Origin of the sequence: Bacillus aerolatus (assembly GCF_009183655.1) — a bacterium.
In the GTDB taxonomy this organism is placed as follows: Bacteria; Bacillota; Bacilli; order Bacillales; family Domibacillaceae; genus Pseudobacillus; species Pseudobacillus aerolatus.
In genome coordinates this window covers 1-17444 of record NZ_WEIO01000016.1, presented here as the reverse complement: position 1 = coordinate 17444, position 17444 = coordinate 1, and the positions used below count along the sequence as shown (strand labels likewise).

Genomic DNA, 17444 nt, shown 5'->3' with positions numbered 1-17444 from the left:
GGTGATTCCTCCTTAAGAATGGCAGCTTTCACAATCTTCTATGTCTGATGCCGTCGACCGGACATAATACGTTGTTTTAAGTCCAGACTGCCAGGCATCTAAGTGCAGTTGCAGCAAAGCTTTTGCTTTAATATCATTGCGGACATACAAATTAAATGATACGCCCTGGTCAATATGACGCTGGCGCTTCGCATTTTGGCGAATGCTCCAATGCTGATCGATTGAATAAACGGATTTATAATACCAAGTCGTTTGAGCGGATAAATCAGGAGCTGTAACTGGTATTTTATAATTCTTTTTTTCTTCCATATACTCTTTCCGAAAGATAGGGTCGATCCCCGCTGTTGACCCGGCAATCAAAGCAGTAGAAGAGTTCGGCGCAACCGCAAGCAAATATCCGTTTCTCATTCCGGATTGCTTCACCTTTTCTTTAAGCTCCAGCCAATTTGGGGCATCATAGCCTCTCCGTTCGAAATAATCACCAGTCTCCCAATCTGACCCTGCATATGCCGGATATACGCCTTTTTCCGCCGCAAGCTCAGCACTTGCCTGGATCGTTAAAAAAGCAATTGTTTCATATAGTTCATCACAATAGTCAACTGCTTCTTCCGATTCCCAGCTGAACCCTTTCAGTGCCAGTAAATGCTGCCATCCGAATGTGCCTAATCCAATTCCCCTATATTTCTTGTTCGTCAGTTGTGCCTGTAGAACAGGGATCGTATTGATTTCGATGACGTTATCTAACATTCTTACTTGAATCGGGATTAATCGCTCGAGCACATCATCCATTACTGTTCGGGCTAAAGAAATAGAAGATAGATTGCAGACAACATAATCTCCTGGATCTTTTATAATAATAATTTTCCCGTCCTCACTCTTCTCTTCTATCACAACGGTCGGGCTCATATTTTGGAAAATTTCTGTACATAAGTTGCTCGCATACACCATTCCGGCATGTTTATTTGGATTAGCCCGGTTGACCGTATCGCGATAAAACATATACGGCGTTCCTGTTTCGAGCTGAGAAATCATAATCGCTTTCATAATATCAATAGCTGGTACCACCTTTTTACTCAAACCCGGATGTGAAATACATTCGTTATACCTTCTTCTGAACGTCCCTTCTCCCTTTCTCTCATCGAATGAATCTTCTAGGGAAAACCCCATCACTTTTCTTATTTCATGGGGATCAAATAAATACCAGTCTTCCCGCTTTTCCACCGCTTCCATAAATAAATCCGGAATAGTTACTCCTGTAAACAAATCGTGGGTTCTCCGGCGTTCATCTCCGTTATTTAATCGCGTTTCTAAAAAAGAAAAAATATCCCGGTGCCATATATCCAGGTACACAGCTATTGCTCCCTGGCGCTGGCCAAGTTGATCAACAGATACCGCTGTATTATTCAGTTGCTTCATCCAGGGGATCACACCGGAACTCACGTTTTTAAATCCTTTAATGTCACTTCCTTGGCTGCGAATTTTCCCTAAATAAATGCCGAGGCCGCCGCCGTTTTTGCTTAAATTCGCCGCGTCTGTATTGGCGTCAAAAATACTTTGCAAGCTATCATCTACTGTATCAATGAAGCAGCTGGACAACTGGCCGTAAGATTTACCGGCGTTAGCAAGAGTTGGCGTGGCCGTTGTCATGTATAAGTTTGAAAGAGCCCAATAAGCTTCTTTGATGTACTCTAGCCGCTTTTGTTTCGGCTCATTTATCATTAATGTCATGGCAATGATGAGCCATCTTTCCTGCGGAAGCTCAGCCGTTTGTTTATCAAGCGTTCCCGCCAAGTACCTTTCACTGAGCGTAACAATTCCAATGTATGTAAAAAGTTTGTCTTTTCCAGGATCAATTATTTCACTCAGTTCAACTATTTCTTCCTGAGTGTAAGCCGTTAACAATTGCGGATCATACACGCCTTCTTCAACTAATAAACGAATAAGAGAAAGGAAGCATCCGTATTTAGCGACCGTTTCTCCTCTTGTTTTTGCCGCTTGTTTGTACAGTTCGCTTAAGTACAGCCTAGCAGCGACAAACGTCCAATCCGGCTCACTGCTTGAAATTCTTTCCACTGCCGCTTGCAGCAAAAGCTGCTGCATCTGCTCCTCTGTCCAGTCCTGCCTTTCTGCCAAGGCTTCTTTCACTTTCTTTTTAAAACTCGCTAGTTCCACATGCGGGAATTCTGTTTGAATGACTTGCAGCGTTTCTTCTGCAATATTCTGTACTGTTTGAATCATGTAAATTCCTCCTAAACGGTAAGTAGTTTAGAAAGAGAGTTTTTTGCCAACAAAAAAACCATCTTTCTGAGTGAAAGATGGGATAAGAGCGAAGAATTACACTTTCAAATGAAATTTGAACAGACGAGCCCCTGATATAAGGAAGGCTGTCTATACGAAAGACATTGACATTTTCCTCGCGCTTCCTTCCCAACTCCCGAAGAAGATCAAACGCTGTAAAAAGGCAGGTCTCCTGGCTTGTGCTTCTTCCTTCCGCGTTCCTTCCCGTCCTTAGACAGTGGATTCAGCCGCGGTCGTTCACACTTACAGTTGCGGGGACAGCTCCGGTGTTTCACCGAATTCCCTATTAAGCTGCAACAGCACCTTTTTACCATTTTCATACTAAATATTGATTTGAATAAAACAAAAACACTAAATATAGTGTCTGGCTAAGTATAACAATGATTTCTAGCTTTCGCAAGCAAGGATTACTTTTTCTCTTCTGTTAGAATGATCAATTCGTCTTGATCTGAAGGATCAACAGCCCGAGGGATAACAACAGTCGTTTTTAAAAATGTTTTATTTTTTGCATTAGTAGATGGATGCTCCCTATTCAGTTCGATCGAAAAAGGAATCAATACTTTTTCTTCCGGCATGACATTTCGATTAATTGGTATTGTCATTTCTTTCATGTCTTTTTCGCGATAGGCGAAATCACTATCTTCACGTACTTCCTCGTAATGGAGATACAATGTAAGGGTCACGGCATCAACGGGTTCAGCTGCCTGGCCTCCCTTAATCAACACTTTTCCTTCTACTTTGTCTCCTTTTTTAAATTTCGTTTTATGTAAAACAGTATCAATTTTCACTCCGCCAACACCGATGCTTGATAAAAAGTTTTTCCACATTTGATTCCCATCTCTCCCTTTTCATCATTTATTAGTTTATTATTCCCTGCTTATAAAGCCATAATCTTTTCTTTTTGCGGTTATTGTTTTATTCTTTGAGAGCGTTTTTATAGAACATTATTTGAATTTTGCACATAGTGTATTATATGAAAACCAATAATAAAAAATCGAAGGCGTTTTACACGCGCTTCGAAGTCGTCAAAATTCTTTATTAAACAAAGGCTGAAACCACTTAACCCCTTTTTTATTTACTGGCCATATTTTCATATCCGCTACTAAATGGCTTGCATAAGCGAGTGTACCGGCTAAAAAACTTCCTTCTAGCTGCACACTTTGTTCAAAGTGCCACGCAATGGCTGCAAAACAAGCGGTGCCTATTATAGAATGGGTTAACGATCGATGAGCTAAAAAGGAAGAAACAATAATAAAGATACTTAACAGCAGCAGCCAAAAAATATCAGTGTACCAGGCAGCATACGCAAGAGCGGCTCCCGTGACAAAAAGCATCGTCCGCTGTTTGATAAACAGCCGGGGCAAAAGCATAAGGCAGAGACCAATAACAAAGCCGGCCGGCTGCGTGAAACCGGACAAGGTGAAATAGCTGTAACCGATAAGCAGCAAGCCGGCGGCAGCAAAAAATAAAATCAGCCATTTTTTTGATATCGTGATCCGGTTAGATAGTTTTCCGTTTACATCAAGGTCTGGGGCGAGCCCTGCTACGGATCCAATACCAATCAATGAAGCAGTCGTCAGCGGATCTGTATGTAAGTAAAGTGCGACGCCTAATCCAGCGGCCCCTCCAATCGCTAAATGAGATGAACCTTTCAATCGCAGACACCCTCTCTTTCCATTTGTTTTTATTATATCAAACAAACGTTCTATAAAACATAAAAACCGTCCAACAACAGGTGAAATCACCTTATTTTGGACAGTTTCTTTATATAATCGATTTTTTGTTTTTTTGAAGCGCTTGAACCCGTGGAATTTTTGTAGATAAATACACGCCAAGATTAAACGAAAAAGATAACACGTTATGACAGTTTCCTTTTGTTAAAATAAAGAGCACGCCCAATAGCGAGAGAATAGAACCTATTACTTGACTTCGATGCAAGCGCTCTTTCAAAAATAGAAACGAAAGAATAAAAATGATGATTGGTGTAGACGAATTCATAAGAGATGCATTGATAGATGTTGTGTAATGCAAAGCTTTGTAAACAAGTGAATTGAACACAACAACAGAATATACAAAGATAACGAAAGTAAACTTGCTGGAAACACCAAAAAATCCCTGCGGCTTAGTCCGCGGGATTAAGTGGGAGAGTGTTGATCAATGACCCGGAGAAGCCAATCTTGCACACTTTCGATATATTCCCCGGTAATATCCATTTCTGCCAGCACAACGCCTTTTCCAATAATCTTTAAGCCTGGCATAATAGCCGGCTTTTTCGGATTCAGTGAATAAACGACTGTATCTATGTGATGAATGGGGATACGTACATTCGTAATCAGCCCTTTACTGATTAAAAACCCTTTATCAACTTTAATCACATTCTTTTTCCAGCAATACTCCGTGTCTGTTGCCGTGCATTCTATAGCTGTATCTCCATCCATAAAAACCGCCATATGAATACCCCTTTTTCATTAGTAGTGGTTTGACACTCTTAACCTAACAGCTTTACACGATTTTGTAAATAAGAATTTTTCTGCTTAAAATCGATTGTAAGTGTTTCCAACTAAAATTTCAAAAAAATCTAAATAACCTCAGAAAGGTTCAATAATTTTATTATGTTAATAACAAAAATAAAACGAGGATGATTCACTCGTTTTAAATAACTTTTGCTTTTATATGCACCTGCGGATTTTGCTCTTTTAGTTCTCTAATAAGTGCTTTCGCGCTTCTCATTTTTAACAAATAAGAAACATTTGAACGAGTAAATACAGCTACATTGTCTTCTTTGCTGGAAAATTTCTCGACATTAAACCAGTATGGTTGTTTCGTCGTTTTCCCAATTTTAATGACTTCAACAATTTCTGTCAGTGGGATTTTCACCTGATTAAAGTTATTATTGACAATAAGTGTTCCATTATCTATTTTATAGTTGGACGATCGGTTTTTTCGATACACATGTATCAAAAGAACTAGTACACCCGCGGAAAATAATAATAATCCCATTTTTTGACACCTCCTCTTTTCTCTGTATGGCGCCATCCAAACTTCACTTTTCCCATTTCTATTAATGTACCCACTTTCCCGCTTTTTACCCGTTAAGTTCTTCGTTTCATTGGAACGAAAAACTTTGTGAAGAAAAGTTTAAACCGCTCTAAAAAAGATAATATCAATAGTACAGTGTGTTTATCTTGACCGATCGCAAATGTAGGAGGAAAAATATGAAAAAAGAAGAGGAAGAAAAATTGTTGCTAAGAATTAGTCAATTAGAGGAAATTGTTCTTGAATTATCTGACCGTATAAGACAAATAAGCGAAGAGCTTATTGACATTCGAAAAGAAAAAATCCACTAAAAAAGCCAGGGAACTTCTCTGGCTTTTTTCATTTGTTAGATTTTCACTGATGTATCTTCATCTGCTGTTGTAAGTGCCCGCCATGCTTCAATAATTAATACGATACATAAGACGAATAAGACAAAGGCTGAAACAGCAAGAAAATAATTGCCGTTGACAAAATTAGTTTGCAATAAAGAAAGCAACGCAGCAAGCGTAACAATAAACATGAAAATCATTGGAATAATCGTAAACCAAGCTTTCACGCCTGTTTTAATCAACCAGACGCTGATTGCCAAGAGCGCAATTGCTCCGAGCATCTGATTCGCTGATCCGAAGAGCGGCCAAACTGAACTCCATGTTCCAGAAATAGCTAAAGCACCAGCGCCTGCCACAATAACCAACGTTGATACGTGGTTGTTCGTAAAAAATTCTGAACGACTTTCTGCAAACTCCTGAACAGCATACTTTCCTAAGCGGGTCGCAGAATCAAGTGTTGTCATTAAAAACGCTGAAGCTGTAAGCGCCGTGAAAGTAGTCGCGGAAACTTCTGGAATACCTAAATGTGACATAAAGAAGCCAACGCCTGCAGAAAATGTGCCTATCGGTCCGCCGAGCTCCGTCATTCTTGCTGTAAAATCGGCCTGTGATAAATAAGCTACTGCCCCAATAGCAATAATCGCTAAAAACCCTTCAAGCAGCATGCTGCCGTAAGTGATAAAGCGGCCATTTTTCTCATTATCAATTTGTTTTGCTGTTGTACCGGAAGAAACGAGTGAGTGGAAACCCGATACCGCTCCGCACGCAATTGTGATAAACAAAATAGGAAACAAAAAACCTAATGTTTCATTATGAAATCCTGTATAACCTGCCATTTTAATTTCCGGGTTCGCAATAATAATACCGAGCGCAGCTCCCGCAATCATACCGTAGAGCAAAAATGAGTTCAAATAATCGCGAGGCTGCAACAGCACCCACACAGGCATAACAGAAGCTAAATATGCATATACAAGTAAAATCGTAATCCAGGCTCCCGCCCCGAGTTCAAGCGGAAAGTTGACGCCTGCCCAAATACTCAGCCCCATGGCAACCACCCCAAGAGCACTCGCCAGCACAAAATTCATTCGCAGCACATTTACGAGCAAACCGAAGGCAATGGCTGCTCCAATAAACAAGACGGATGCCGTTGCTGCTTCCGGGACCGCAATAAACGTATCTTTTACTAAAATAATAAATACACCAACAATTAAGATTAATGTCGCAATGGAAAAGGCAAGAAAAAGTGTTTGGCCTCTTTTTCCCATATATTCTTTAATGATTGTTCCTATCGATTGTGCGCGGTGGCGAAGCGATGCTTGCAATGAAGCAAAGTCGTGGACGCCTCCGATGAAAATGCTTCCAACAATGATCCAGATAACAGCTGGAATCCAGCCGAATACAACGGCTGTAACAGGTCCGACAATCGGTCCTCCGCCAGCAATCGTAGCAAAATGGTGCCCGAGCAGCACCGGCTTCTTAGCCGCCACGTAATCAACACCGTCTGCCATCGTAAGTGCCGGAGTCGGCCGCTTCGGATCCACTCCTAACTTTCTTTCGAGGAACTTGCCGTACGTAAAGTAAGCAATGACGAAAATGATTCCTGAAACGGCTAATAAAGTTAACAAATTCATTCCTTTTTCTCCCCCTTTAAAAATGTATTTAAAGGCTCTACAAATGGCCTGCCCTTTTTATGAATGTATGTTCTTTTTTCGGGTAAATCTAAAATGGCTATATTTAATTCAGCCCACCCGTGAGCCCCAAACCTCAAAAATTTCACTTTTCTGAATCTTTCAGCTAGATGAATGACTTTTTTGCTGATTGGCTGATCAGTGACGATCACCCCTGTAAAAACAGTCGACATATGGTCTCTATGTTCATGCAAATAATCTTTCATTGATGATTGCATATCTTTAATCATTTGCTCCACATAAGTGATTGTCACCGCTTGTTCTGGAGCAGAAACAAAAACAACCTGCTGATTTTCCACGCCCCAGACTTTTGCTTTCTTCGTAATTAAATACCTTTCATCTCTGCGTGTATAAACAGCAGAAAACTCCAGGTCAGTCTTTCCGATCCGGCTGTTTCTTTCGACATTAAAATAAGGCACATACAAATTGCATAAATCATGTACAAACGTTTCAACTGCTGCTCGTTGCTGCATGCCCCGACACCCCGTTGCTGATTTTTTCAAAATAGACCCCTCAATTAATTGGAACAAATATACACTCAAGTATAGAATCCCCTGCTCTTCTTACATTATATTAAATATTAAGTAATAAATACAAATAATATCCTGAATATTTATATTTTTCAATCATTTTAAGGCGTGAAAAAAGACGATGTAGGAAACATCGCCTTTTTGTATGTGTGATTATTGTTTTTCTACGTTAGCAGCTTGTGGTCCACGTGGTCCTTCAACAACTTCGAAAGAAACACTTTGGCCTTCTTCTAAAGATTTGTAGCCTTCGCCTTGAATAGCTGAGAAGTGTACGAATACATCGTCTTGTCCTTCAACTTCGATGAATCCGAAACCTTTTTCTGCATTAAACCATTTAACTTTACCTTGTAACATGTAAATATCCTCCTCGAGCTTAAAACGCTCATTCATTTCTTGCTGTTTATTACTATTTCAAGACGAAAACAATTTTATTCAAAGTTGCTCTCTTTTGAAACGAACCTAAACAACTACCCTTACTATAGCATTTACCTTTAATGATTGCAAGAAAATATCATGATACATTTTCATGCGATCGTCCCTTTTACATAAATACAGGACTAATGAACCAATTTTCTGAATATTTAATTTTATCGTTTACAAATTTTCAAAAAGTGAATATACTGTATTATAACAGAAGGAAATAAATAATACTGTATTATAAGAGGAGGAAATAAAATGATGATGAGTCCACTAGAGTTTTTCAGAACGCTGCCACAGAAAATGTGCCCCGAGTGCGGAGAACATATGCATGAACAAGCGGAATCTTATATGATGGAATGTGATCGCTGCCTATCAAAACGAGATGAATAAAGTTCATCAGTTAATTGAAAAAAGCTGACTCAGCAAGTGCTTAACACTTGAGAGTCAGCTTTTTTCAATTGCCTTTCAATAAATCACTTTAACAACCTTTTTATCCACTTTATCCGCTCGCCATATGGAGGAAAAACAAAGTTCAACTCCAACTTCGTACTTTTTTTCAGAATGCCCTTCTTATGTGAGAAAAGGTCAAAGCTATATTTGCCGTGGTAACTATTCATCCCTGAATTACCTGTGCCACCAAAAGGCAAATATGGATTGGCCACATGAGAAAGTGTGTCGTTTACACATCCACCGCCGAATGAGAGACTGGACAATACAGCTTCTTCGACTGCTTCTGTTTCTGTAAACACATAAAGAGCCAGCGGTTTCGGCTGTTGAGCCACCGCTTGTATCGCTTCAGTTAACTCTAAATATGTCATTATTGGCAGAATCGGACCGAAAATTTCTTCTTTCATTGATGCATCGTTCCAATCTGCACCGTCTAGAATGGCCGGTTCGATAAATAAGTCTTCTTTGTCTGCTTTTCCCCCATATACAATTTTCTTTTTATCCTTCTCCAAAATAGTATTCAGCCTGTCAAATTGTTTCGTGTTTACAATCCTTCCAAAGTCAGGACTGGACTGTGCATCCGAGCCATAAAACCGAAAAATTGTTTCCTTCAACTTTTGCAGCAAATCCTCTTTTATATTTTCGTGTACGAGCAAGTAGTCAGGTGCTACGCACGTTTGTCCTGCATTTACAAATTTTCCCCACACGATTCGCTTTGCTGTTAAATCGAGATTAGCCGTTCGATCGATAATGGCCGGGCTTTTTCCACCCAATTCAAGTGTAACAGGCACGAGACGCCTACTGGCGGCTTCCATGACAATTTTTCCGACTGGCGTACTACCGGTAAAGAAAATATAATCAAACGGAGCATGGATCAACGCCGATGTAGTTTCTTTCTCTCCCTCTACCACTTGAACGTATTGGCTTTCAAAGGTTTGTTCAATGATTGTTTTTATAACAGTTGAAGTATGAGGCGTGCTTTCTGACGGTTTAATGACGGCACAATTGCCAGCCGCGAGTGCTCCGATAAGTGGCTCGATGACGAGCTGAAACGGATAATTAAAAGGACCGATAATTAAAACAGACCCATACGGTTCAGATACAATCAAACTTTTTGCCGGCATATGTACAGTTGGTGTTTTTACTCGTTCAGGTTCCGCCCATTTTTTTAAATGCTTCATGACATGTTTAATGCTGTCTAGTACATAGCCAACTTCAGTTGTATAAGCTTCGAACTCACTTTTCCGTAAATCTTTATAAAGAGCGTCTAGTATAGCTTGCTCATAATGCTGTATAGCTTTTTTCAGATTTTCCAGCTGGCTGAGCCGGAATGAAACTTGTTTCGTTTTTCCTGTATTGAAAAAAAGTTTTTGCGATTGAAGTAACCCTTCTATATATGACTGCCTAGTGTGCATCTGACCGCTCCTTTCTTTCCCTTTTACCCTATCATCAGTGTATCGTGTTCCTTTCTCATTTCCTACTAATATACTGCTCTGATCAAAGATCGCTTAACAAAATAGCCTGGCAGCTCCTTCGTCAGATGTAGCAACCTTCGAGAAGGAGCCAGACACATGTAGAGCACCTTTAATAGTTTATTCCTGCCACACTTGATCCCCAAGCTGGCCAAATTTTTTCAGCGGTTTTTTTGCCGGTCCTTCCATGACTTCCCCCGAAATGGAGAAGCGGGAGCCGTGACACGGGCAATCCCACGTGCGTTCAGCATCGTTCCATTCGCATTCGCAGCCCATATGCGTACATGTTGTGTCAACGAGATGAACGGTTCCATCTTCTTCTTTAAACGCACCAGCCCGTTTTCCTTCCCAATTAATAACGATTCCTTGATTTTTTGGCAGCTCTTCATTGTTGTTAAAGAAATAATCCAGTTTCCCTTTAACGAGCATGGCAGCTACATCACTTTGCTTCTTTACAAAGTTTTTCACACCAGGATCTGCTTTAAATCGTTCAGGAGAAAAAAGTTCCGCGTAACGGTTTTGCTTATTTAAAATTAAATCGGAAATAAGCTGTCCGGAAATAATACTTGTTGTCATTCCCCATTTTTTAAATCCGGTCGCTGTGTAAATATTGTCGTCTTTGCTAGATTTTCCAATGTAAGGAATGTTATCAAGCGAAAATAAATCTTGTGTAGACCATGAAAACAGCAGCTTATCGATGCCGAATTCCTTTTCAGCAAAGTCCTTTAGATGTTGGTAATGGTCTGCTGTCGGCTGTCCTTTTCCTGTCTTATGACCCTCTCCACCTACGAGCAGTACTTCCTCTCCATTATAAACGGCACTGCGGACAGAGCGGGTCGGCTGCTCAGCAGTAATGTACATGCCGCCTGGAAATGTTTTTTTCGGTTTAATCGCAATAACGTAAGAACGTTCCGCATGCATTTTCGCAAAATAAAAGCCATTATCGTAAAAAGGGAAATGGCTCGCTATGACGACACTGCTTCCTATCGCTTTTACGCCAGACTTCAAAACGACAGCCGGCTTGTCCCCTTTTTCAACATCATCAGCGGGCGAGTGTTCATAAATAGCTCCACCGTTTTCATTAATATATTCAACAAGTGGCTTTAAAAACTTTAAAGGATGGAATTGAGCTTGGCCATTCATTTGCAGCGCTTGTTTAAAAGGAACTTTCCACGGCATCGTATCGGTAAGCAGCCCATTTACTCCTAATTTTTCATAAATTTTTGCTTCTTTCAGCAAGTTTTCTGCTTTTATATCATCGTTCGTGTAAACATATGCTGTTTCATCTTTCCAGTCACACTCTATTCCTTCCTGCCGGATTGTATCTCTCACCCATTGAAGAGCTTCCATATTTGCGTCGTAATACAGTTTTGCCTGTTCCTCACTAAATGAATCTGTCAGCTCGTCATATATCAAATTGTGCTGTGCTGTTATTTTAGCGGTCGTATGTCCTGTAGTTCCATTCATTAATTCATCAGCTTCCAGAATGACCACTTTTTTTCTTGCTTTTGTTAGCATATAAGCAGTTATTATTCCTGTAATCCCGCCCCCAACAATAATCACATCAGCAAACACTTGCTCTTTTAGAACAGGAAAAGACGGCAGCTTCGTCTCTTCTCTCCACAATGGCTCACGCTTGATCTCAGTCATCATTATTCCTCCTTCAAAACAGTTCCTGCTTTATATCTTTCCTTTATTGAGGAAAAGTATGCCAACTAAGGGAGGGTTTCTTCCCTTTCCTCTAAACATTGTTTAAGTGAATGTTCATTTCCATTCGAATATGGTACGGTTAAATATATATATAGGAAGAGAAAAGGGGATAGGTTGTGAATACAGCATTTCGAATGGCCGGTTTGACGTTTGGTGCTTTTGTACAGGGAATAGCGATGACGTTTTTTTTATTTCCACATCATATTTCTTCCGGAGGAGCCGCGGGAATTAGTATTATCTTAAACTTTTTATTTCAAACGCCTTATGCTGCTGCGTTGTGGGCCTTGAACGCTATCATGATTTTCATTGCATTTAAGCGGCTCGGAAAAAGCAGTGCGGCGGGTACGATGTTTTGTGTAACAGTAACAGCTGTGACTATTCATTTGTTTTCTCCTTTCGTATCGGAACCGCTCAGCCACCCTGCATTTGACTTAACAGCGGGAGCCGTTATCTTTGGCACAGGTTTGGGAATTTTATTTCGGCTCGGGGCTTCATCCGGCGGAATGGATATTCTCGCGTTAATCATTTCTAAATGGCGGGGCCTGAAGCCAGGGAAAACACTTTTTTACATTAACTCTTCTATTCTGCTGCTGACCGGTTTGATTGTGGATGTAAAAACGATTTTTTATGCTGTGGCCTGTCAATGGATAGCAGGAAAAATGATCGATATGATCGGCATGATTTCAACTGAAAAACTTCCGATTTTGCGCTTGTTTGTTTCAGCGAATAAATAATCCTTCTTTTATAAAAAAAGATGTTCCTCCAGTCAGGAACATCTTTTTTATGTTTATTAATCAGTTGCTCGTTTCAAAGTTTGAATATTTTTTTCCATCAGCGTAAAGTAGTTTTCTCCGCCTGCTTCATCTTCTTTTGTCAGCACGGATAAATTATGAATTTGCAGCGCTTCTGCTTTTAATTCCTCCTGAACAATTTTTGCGATTCTTGGCGTAACGTTTTGTTCAAAGATGACGTACTTGATTTGATGCTCTTTTGCTGTTTCAATCATTTCTTTCAGCTGTTTTTGCGAAGGTTCATTCGTAGGTGATAACCCAGCTACACTAATTTGCTTTAGTCCGTAACTTTTTTCCCAGTAGCCAAAAGCAGCATGGGAGACAAGAAACCCTTTGTGAGCAGCAGCATCGGCCATTGCGTGAAATTCCTCGTCCAGCTTTATTAATTTTTCTTTTAATGCCCCATAATTCTTTTCAAAATCCGCTTTATGTTCCGGATCAAGCTCCGACAATTCATCTTTAATAACTTCTGCCATCTGAATCGACAGCATCGGGTCTAGCCAAATATGTGGATCCGTGTCTCCGTGCGTATGTCCGTCATGTTCGTGTTCATCGTGGGATTCATGATTTTCTTCTGCGCCATGCTCTTCATCGCTGTGAGCTTCGTGCTCCTCTGCGGTTTCCCCTTCATGCCCGTGTACATCTTCATGCGACTCTAAATCAATGTTTTTACCTACTTCAACAATACGGACATTTTCTTTTTCCATCGACTCTTTCACTTTCTCTCCGAATGGTTCAAGTCCGAGCCCGTTATAAATAAATAAATCACCCTCGGCAATGTCAATCATCGTTTTAGCTGTCGGTTCATATGTATGCTCATCAACTCCGGCAGGCAAAACACTTTCGACATCTACGTAACCTTTTCCTATTTCTTCTGTAAAATAAGTTAATGGATAAATAGTTGTGTACACTTTTAATCCATCTTTTTCTTTGTTATTATCTTGTTTATTCGTTTCTTCATTTCCACACGCCGAGATAAGTAAAATGGCTGTGAACATAAAGATAAATTTTAAAAAGCGGGACAAACTGATTCCTCCTCAAATTTAAAATGCGCTCAACTTCAACTAAAGATATTATATCGAAATGATTCCGTTTTGTAAATAATAATCATTTCGATTTGATCCTTTTTATCGTAACAAAAAACCAAATGTATAAAACATTTGGCTATTATTGTGCTCTTTTTACTTTTTTAATATTGCTTTTTAAAAATTGAATAGAAGCTTCATTGAATTCTTTGTTTTTTTCCACATTGCAGACGTGGCCGCAGTCATTAATGATTATAAAAGACGCTGATGGATCTTTTTGAATATCCTGGCGCAGCTGTTTAATAAATAAGTGATCTTCGGAACCTGAAATGTATAGCTTTGGAACATCTTTCGAAGATTCCGGTACCCCGCTATACGCTTCTTCCACTGTATCTACTAACTTAAACCAGGCAAAAAAATCGGCACGTCTCATTTTAGCTGCCTGGCTAATAAATAATCGGCGGGAACGCTCATTCATTTTGCCCGGCATAATAATATTGGCACACAACTTATAAAGCCATAAAAATGGTGTAAACGGTTTAATAATTTTGGCAGCTTTCACTAGAAAGATAGAGAAGAGGTTAAAGTGGGTGATGGCCCCTCCCATTACCGCGGAACTCACCTTCTTCGGGGCAATTTTACATATTGTGTGGATGACAATAGTCCCTAAAGAAATTCCGATAAAATGCGCTTTTTTTATGAGTAAATGATCGAGGACAGCAATCACTTCGCGAGCCGCCGTCTCCAGGCTGAACTCTTTTCCACTCTCCACTCCGGGCGACTTTCCATGTCCACGAAGGTGTACAGCCACTATATTAAAATGCTTTTTTAATGCTTTCAGATTGCTGTAAAAAATGCTTGAATTTCCACCCATGCCATGAATGAGTACTACATACTCATTTGAACTCGGATGTTCGTATAATTTATATTCCAACAATGAGGCTTTCTCCTTTACGCTAGGGAAATTTGTCGATTTATACTAGCATACTCTATTCTCCTCATCTGAACAATACAAAAAGCTATACAGTTTTATAGCTTTTCCGAACGAGAAAACCCATGAAGGTATGAGGCTTGCGGCTTTAGCCGTGGGAGAAGTCAATTCTCTAACCAATCTTGATGATGATACCTCCGCCTGCATAAGCGATTTTCATTTAATCATGTTCATAATCAAAAAATGTAACTTTTCCAACTCTTCTGTCGAAACGCTTTCTCTTTATTCTTTTTGATTGTATAATGTATCCAAAAGTGTATGGAAATGCACGAGTTTACATGATTAGGAGAAGATGAAAGGTGATTACGCAAGAGGTATTTGACGAACTAATGACCCGTATTAACGATGTGCGCCATCTGATGATTTCAACTGGTATAAACAAGGGGCTCAATGATTATGAGACTTTAAAATACAGCGAAGAATTGGACAAACTTATTAACAAATATCAATTATTAACCTCTCCTTCCCCCCACAGATCATAGCCAGGATAACTCCTGGCTTTTTGTATATTTTCTTTCAAATTTGTATTCAATTCGATATACGCTTTGAAGCGCTAGGGATTTTCCGGGACTTGTAATTAATTACATCTGAAGAGTAAAGGGTGATGCTCACCCTACCCTCAGACGTTTTAGCCTGGATCAGTATCGGTTGATTGTATTTGTTTTTAAAGCGAAAATCAGGACCATACCAGCTTACCGTAGCATCGCGATCAGGTGGAACATAAGGAACGTTCCTGCTATGGGAATAGCGTTCAATGATTTGTGCCCCTGCATTATCGACGGCATTATATAGTGTCGATGATACTTGACAAATTCCTCCTCCAATTCCCTCTGACAATTCTCCTCTGACGATAACTGGAGCCCGCAAATACCCCTTGTCTGCTGTTCTCTTGCCAACTATCTGGTTAAATGAAAAGGTTTCTCCGGGAAAAACAACATGATTGTTAATAGATTTTACAGCAAGGGCAATATTATGGGAGCGCTCTTTGTTGTTAGCATTAAAATGGGTCACATATTGACCAATCTGTTGTATCCGAATGTGTGCCAGTAACTCACTGTCTACTTTCGGATGAATAGAAAGCTTTGGGACTTCTATCTTAGATGATCCCCTGCCGAAAAAATAGGTTAAAAATTGTTCTGAAAATGCTTCGCGATCCAATTTATGTCCTATTTTCCCTGGGATGATTTCCCCCTGGTTGTTAATTGCAGCATTTACAGGTGCCTGGTAAATTTCTCGTTCCAATTTTTCGATGAAATGATTGTATTTATCGACATCAATCAGTGGTGTACCAGGGAAGGGACTCAAAACATCTGCGCGGTTAATATTGGCAATAGCTTGTCCTTGTTGGTTTATCGATAAGCTGTCAGGAAGATTAACTTGTTGAACGAAAAGCAAGAGTCCGGCAATCCATGCTAATTTCATAAATGACATACCTCCCAATCATAGTATTGGCAGAAATTGATCATTTTATGAAAATTAAATATTCAATCAAATTTAAACCTTCGTCCAAATAAAAAGATCATAAACTTAAACTGCTTCAAAAATTTAAGACAAGGGCTAAATTGTTTTCGCCAAACATTCATCAATAAAATTGTTGATGATGCAGTGGCTGTAAATGAACTCTTGTCCCCATTCAAAAAACACCCTCCTGTTTATTCCTTGCCTCACTTTATAGGGTCACTTCAATTACTATGCTGATTTTTTATTTTAACCATTTCAATTAGAATCTTGCAGCAGCTTTTGCAACGTTTTCTAAACCGTCTGCAATGATTTCTTGTGCGCGATCAGGGTACTGGTTATGCCCTTCAATTACAACTGTTTCAGGGTCTGTAATACCCCAGAAACCAAGGAGTGTTATTACATAGTTAACAGCCATCTCTATAGAAGCCATTTGTTCAGAAGAGTAATCTGAACCACGCGCACTTAATACAGCAACTTTTTTATCTCCAGCTAGTCCAACTGGACCTTGTTCTGTATATTTGAATGTTTTTCCTGCTTGAGAAAGATAAGAAATATATGTTATTAGTGGAGCAGGAACTGTGAAATTCCACAATGGGAAAGCGAATACTACTTTTTCAGCAGCTAAGAATTGGTTTAAGTATTGTTCAACTACATCTGCAGCTTTTGCTTCTTCAGCTGTTAATTCTAAACCTTGGCTGCGTTTGTATCCGCCTGTAATAGCTGTGTTTCCGAAGTATGGAAGATCAAGATTAAAAAGATCCAGTTCGGTAATTTCTGCATTTGGATTGGCTTCTTTAAAAGTGTTTACGAATGTTTCATACATTTTTGAACTAATTGCTTGATCCGCTGGACGGTCATTGGCTTTGATAAATAATATTTTTGACATTGTTTTATTCTCCTCTGTTCTAGGTTGTTTGGAATTCATTTGTTTCAGCTCGTGTCTAAATCGGAGCCTTTTCTCCAGCTTTTCTTTCAATTATTCTTTAATGAATTCTTTTGTGCTTCTTACTGTATCAATCGGACGAACTGATTGTTCAATTTCTTCACGTTTTGGTTCTAAGAATGGAGGTAAAGATAATTTTTCTCCAAGTGTTTCATAAGGTTCATCTCCCATAAATCCCGGACCATCTGTTGCAAACTCAAATAAAATTTGTGGCGCAACTCTTGCGTACAAAGACTCAAAAAAGTGACGATCTACATACCCAGATGTTTGGAAGCCGAAACTTTCCATACGTTTAATCCACTC

The 17444-nt window shown here is 39.6% G+C and carries 19 protein-coding genes, 1 pseudogene and 1 riboswitch; of the genes and pseudogenes, 4 read left to right on the top strand and 16 right to left on the bottom strand.

What is annotated here, in order from left to right:
* Positions 1 to 12: 12 nt before the first annotated feature.
* From F9802_RS18220 to F9802_RS18195, 6 genes are all read right to left on the bottom strand, one after another.
* Complete coding sequence (locus tag F9802_RS18220; RefSeq protein ID WP_152154525.1) at positions 13 to 2238, bottom strand: ribonucleoside-diphosphate reductase subunit alpha; 2226 nt, start codon at positions 2236 to 2238, stop codon at positions 13 to 15.
* 205 nt (positions 2239 to 2443) lie between these two features.
* Positions 2444 to 2620: riboswitch (cobalamin riboswitch) on the bottom strand.
* Between the two features lie 85 nt (positions 2621 to 2705).
* The gene (locus tag F9802_RS18215) at positions 2706 to 3125 is read right to left on the bottom strand and encodes a sporulation protein (RefSeq protein WP_152154522.1); all 420 of its coding nucleotides are present in this window, start codon (positions 3123 to 3125) and stop codon (positions 2706 to 2708) included.
* Positions 3126 to 3323: 198 nt separating this feature from the next.
* Positions 3324 to 3953: a metal-dependent hydrolase gene (locus F9802_RS18210; protein WP_191992041.1), complete on the bottom strand. Its 630-nt coding sequence runs from the start codon at positions 3951 to 3953 to the stop codon at positions 3324 to 3326.
* Positions 3954 to 4062: 109 nt separating this feature from the next.
* The gene (locus F9802_RS18205; protein ID WP_152154561.1) at positions 4063 to 4434 is read right to left on the bottom strand and encodes a DMT family transporter; all 372 of its coding nucleotides are present in this window, start codon (positions 4432 to 4434) and stop codon (positions 4063 to 4065) included.
* Complete coding sequence (locus F9802_RS18200) at positions 4434 to 4748, bottom strand: hypothetical protein (RefSeq protein ID WP_152154518.1); 315 nt, start codon at positions 4746 to 4748, stop codon at positions 4434 to 4436. Before F9802_RS18200 ends, F9802_RS18205 begins: the two co-directional genes overlap by 1 nt.
* Before the next feature lie 202 nt (positions 4749 to 4950).
* Entirely contained in the window at positions 4951 to 5298 is a 348-nt protein-coding gene (locus F9802_RS18195) for a hypothetical protein (RefSeq protein ID WP_152154516.1), read from the bottom strand.
* 215 nt (positions 5299 to 5513) lie between these two features.
* Between F9802_RS18195 and F9802_RS20115 the strand changes: the two genes are divergently transcribed.
* Complete coding sequence (locus tag F9802_RS20115) at positions 5514 to 5645, top strand: hypothetical protein (protein ID WP_263862329.1); 132 nt, start codon at positions 5514 to 5516, stop codon at positions 5643 to 5645.
* A gap of 35 nt (positions 5646 to 5680) precedes the next feature.
* Here F9802_RS20115 and F9802_RS18190 read toward each other — a convergent pair whose 3' ends face one another.
* The 3 genes from F9802_RS18190 to cspD form a co-directional block, all read right to left on the bottom strand.
* Positions 5681 to 7294, bottom strand: coding sequence for a carbon starvation CstA family protein (locus F9802_RS18190; RefSeq protein ID WP_152154514.1), 1614 nt, complete (start codon positions 7292 to 7294; stop codon positions 5681 to 5683).
* A complete protein-coding gene (locus tag F9802_RS18185; RefSeq protein ID WP_152154512.1) occupies positions 7291 to 7893 on the bottom strand; it encodes a hypothetical protein in 603 nt (200 codons plus the stop codon). The genes F9802_RS18190 and F9802_RS18185 overlap by 4 nt, the downstream gene beginning before the upstream one ends.
* Positions 7894 to 8034: 141 nt before the next feature.
* Positions 8035 to 8235 carry a cold-shock protein CspD gene (gene cspD / locus F9802_RS18180; protein WP_094834266.1) on the bottom strand — a complete coding sequence of 67 codons (201 nt, stop codon included), beginning with the start codon at positions 8233 to 8235 and terminating at the stop codon, positions 8035 to 8037.
* A gap of 321 nt (positions 8236 to 8556) precedes the next feature.
* Here cspD and yhfH point away from each other — a divergent pair, with 321 nt between their 5' ends.
* Positions 8557 to 8691, top strand: a complete 135-nt coding sequence (gene yhfH, locus F9802_RS18175; RefSeq protein WP_152154510.1) for a protein YhfH — start codon at positions 8557 to 8559, stop codon at positions 8689 to 8691.
* Positions 8692 to 8774: 83 nt separating this feature from the next.
* Here yhfH and F9802_RS18170 read toward each other — a convergent pair whose 3' ends face one another.
* Both F9802_RS18170 and F9802_RS18165 read right to left on the bottom strand, forming a co-directional pair.
* A complete protein-coding gene (locus F9802_RS18170; protein ID WP_152154507.1) occupies positions 8775 to 10163 on the bottom strand; it encodes an aldehyde dehydrogenase in 1389 nt (462 codons plus the stop codon).
* Positions 10164 to 10340: 177 nt separating this feature from the next.
* Entirely contained in the window at positions 10341 to 11873 is a 1533-nt protein-coding gene (locus tag F9802_RS18165) for an FAD-dependent oxidoreductase (protein WP_152154505.1), read from the bottom strand.
* A 173-nt stretch (positions 11874 to 12046) separates the two neighbouring features.
* Between F9802_RS18165 and F9802_RS18160 the strand changes: the two genes are divergently transcribed.
* Entirely contained in the window at positions 12047 to 12664 is a 618-nt protein-coding gene (locus F9802_RS18160; RefSeq protein WP_225435400.1) for a YitT family protein, read from the top strand.
* 56 nt (positions 12665 to 12720) lie between these two features.
* Here the strand turns inward: F9802_RS18160 and F9802_RS18155 are convergent, their stop codons facing one another.
* The gene (locus F9802_RS18155; protein WP_225435399.1) at positions 12721 to 13746 is read right to left on the bottom strand and encodes a metal ABC transporter solute-binding protein, Zn/Mn family; all 1026 of its coding nucleotides are present in this window, start codon (positions 13744 to 13746) and stop codon (positions 12721 to 12723) included.
* Between the two features lie 142 nt (positions 13747 to 13888).
* Positions 13889 to 14683, bottom strand: a complete 795-nt coding sequence (locus F9802_RS18150; RefSeq protein ID WP_225435398.1) for an alpha/beta fold hydrolase — start codon at positions 14681 to 14683, stop codon at positions 13889 to 13891.
* 353 nt (positions 14684 to 15036) lie between these two features.
* Between F9802_RS18150 and F9802_RS18145 the strand changes: the two genes are divergently transcribed.
* Positions 15037 to 15219: an aspartyl-phosphate phosphatase Spo0E family protein gene (locus F9802_RS18145; RefSeq protein ID WP_225435397.1), complete on the top strand. Its 183-nt coding sequence runs from the start codon at positions 15037 to 15039 to the stop codon at positions 15217 to 15219.
* Positions 15220 to 15265: 46 nt separating this feature from the next.
* Here the strand turns inward: F9802_RS18145 and F9802_RS18140 are convergent, their stop codons facing one another.
* The 3 genes and pseudogenes from F9802_RS18140 to F9802_RS18130 form a co-directional block, all read right to left on the bottom strand.
* Positions 15266 to 16159 (bottom strand): VanW family protein, encoded by an 894-nt coding sequence (locus F9802_RS18140; RefSeq protein ID WP_152154503.1) that lies wholly within the window; start codon positions 16157 to 16159, stop codon positions 15266 to 15268.
* Between the two features lie 298 nt (positions 16160 to 16457).
* Positions 16458 to 17123: an FMN-dependent NADH-azoreductase gene (locus tag F9802_RS18135; protein ID WP_152154501.1), complete on the bottom strand. Its 666-nt coding sequence runs from the start codon at positions 17121 to 17123 to the stop codon at positions 16458 to 16460.
* A gap of 51 nt (positions 17124 to 17174) precedes the next feature.
* Positions 17175 to 17444 (bottom strand): annotated as a pseudogene (locus F9802_RS18130) (ring-cleaving dioxygenase); the annotation flags it as partial.

What these genes read in the sequence shown, in the direction of transcription:
- F9802_RS18140 (WP_152154503.1), bottom strand. Translation starts at nt 16,159, where the DNA reads ATGAAATTAGCATGGATTGCCGGACTCTTGCTTTTCGTTCAACAAGTT.
- F9802_RS18195 (WP_152154516.1), bottom strand. Translation starts at nt 5,298, where the DNA reads ATGGGATTATTATTATTTTCCGCGGGTGTACTAGTTCTTTTGATACAT.
- F9802_RS18200 (WP_152154518.1), bottom strand. Translation starts at nt 4,748, where the DNA reads ATGGCGGTTTTTATGGATGGAGATACAGCTATAGAATGCACGGCAACA.
- F9802_RS20115 (WP_263862329.1), top strand. Translation starts at nt 5,514, where the DNA reads ATGAAAAAAGAAGAGGAAGAAAAATTGTTGCTAAGAATTAGTCAATTA.
- cspD (WP_094834266.1), bottom strand. Translation starts at nt 8,235, where the DNA reads ATGTTACAAGGTAAAGTTAAATGGTTTAATGCAGAAAAAGGTTTCGGA.
- F9802_RS18165 (WP_152154505.1), bottom strand. Translation starts at nt 11,873, where the DNA reads ATGATGACTGAGATCAAGCGTGAGCCATTGTGGAGAGAAGAGACGAAG.
- F9802_RS18190 (WP_152154514.1), bottom strand. Translation starts at nt 7,294, where the DNA reads ATGAATTTGTTAACTTTATTAGCCGTTTCAGGAATCATTTTCGTCATT.
- F9802_RS18135 (WP_152154501.1), bottom strand. Translation starts at nt 17,123, where the DNA reads ATGAATTCCAAACAACCTAGAACAGAGGAGAATAAAACAATGTCAAAA.
- yhfH (WP_152154510.1), top strand. Translation starts at nt 8,557, where the DNA reads ATGATGATGAGTCCACTAGAGTTTTTCAGAACGCTGCCACAGAAAATG.
- F9802_RS18215 (WP_152154522.1), bottom strand. Translation starts at nt 3,125, where the DNA reads ATGTGGAAAAACTTTTTATCAAGCATCGGTGTTGGCGGAGTGAAAATT.
- F9802_RS18170 (WP_152154507.1), bottom strand. Translation starts at nt 10,163, where the DNA reads ATGCACACTAGGCAGTCATATATAGAAGGGTTACTTCAATCGCAAAAA.
- F9802_RS18220 (WP_152154525.1), bottom strand. Translation starts at nt 2,238, where the DNA reads ATGATTCAAACAGTACAGAATATTGCAGAAGAAACGCTGCAAGTCATT.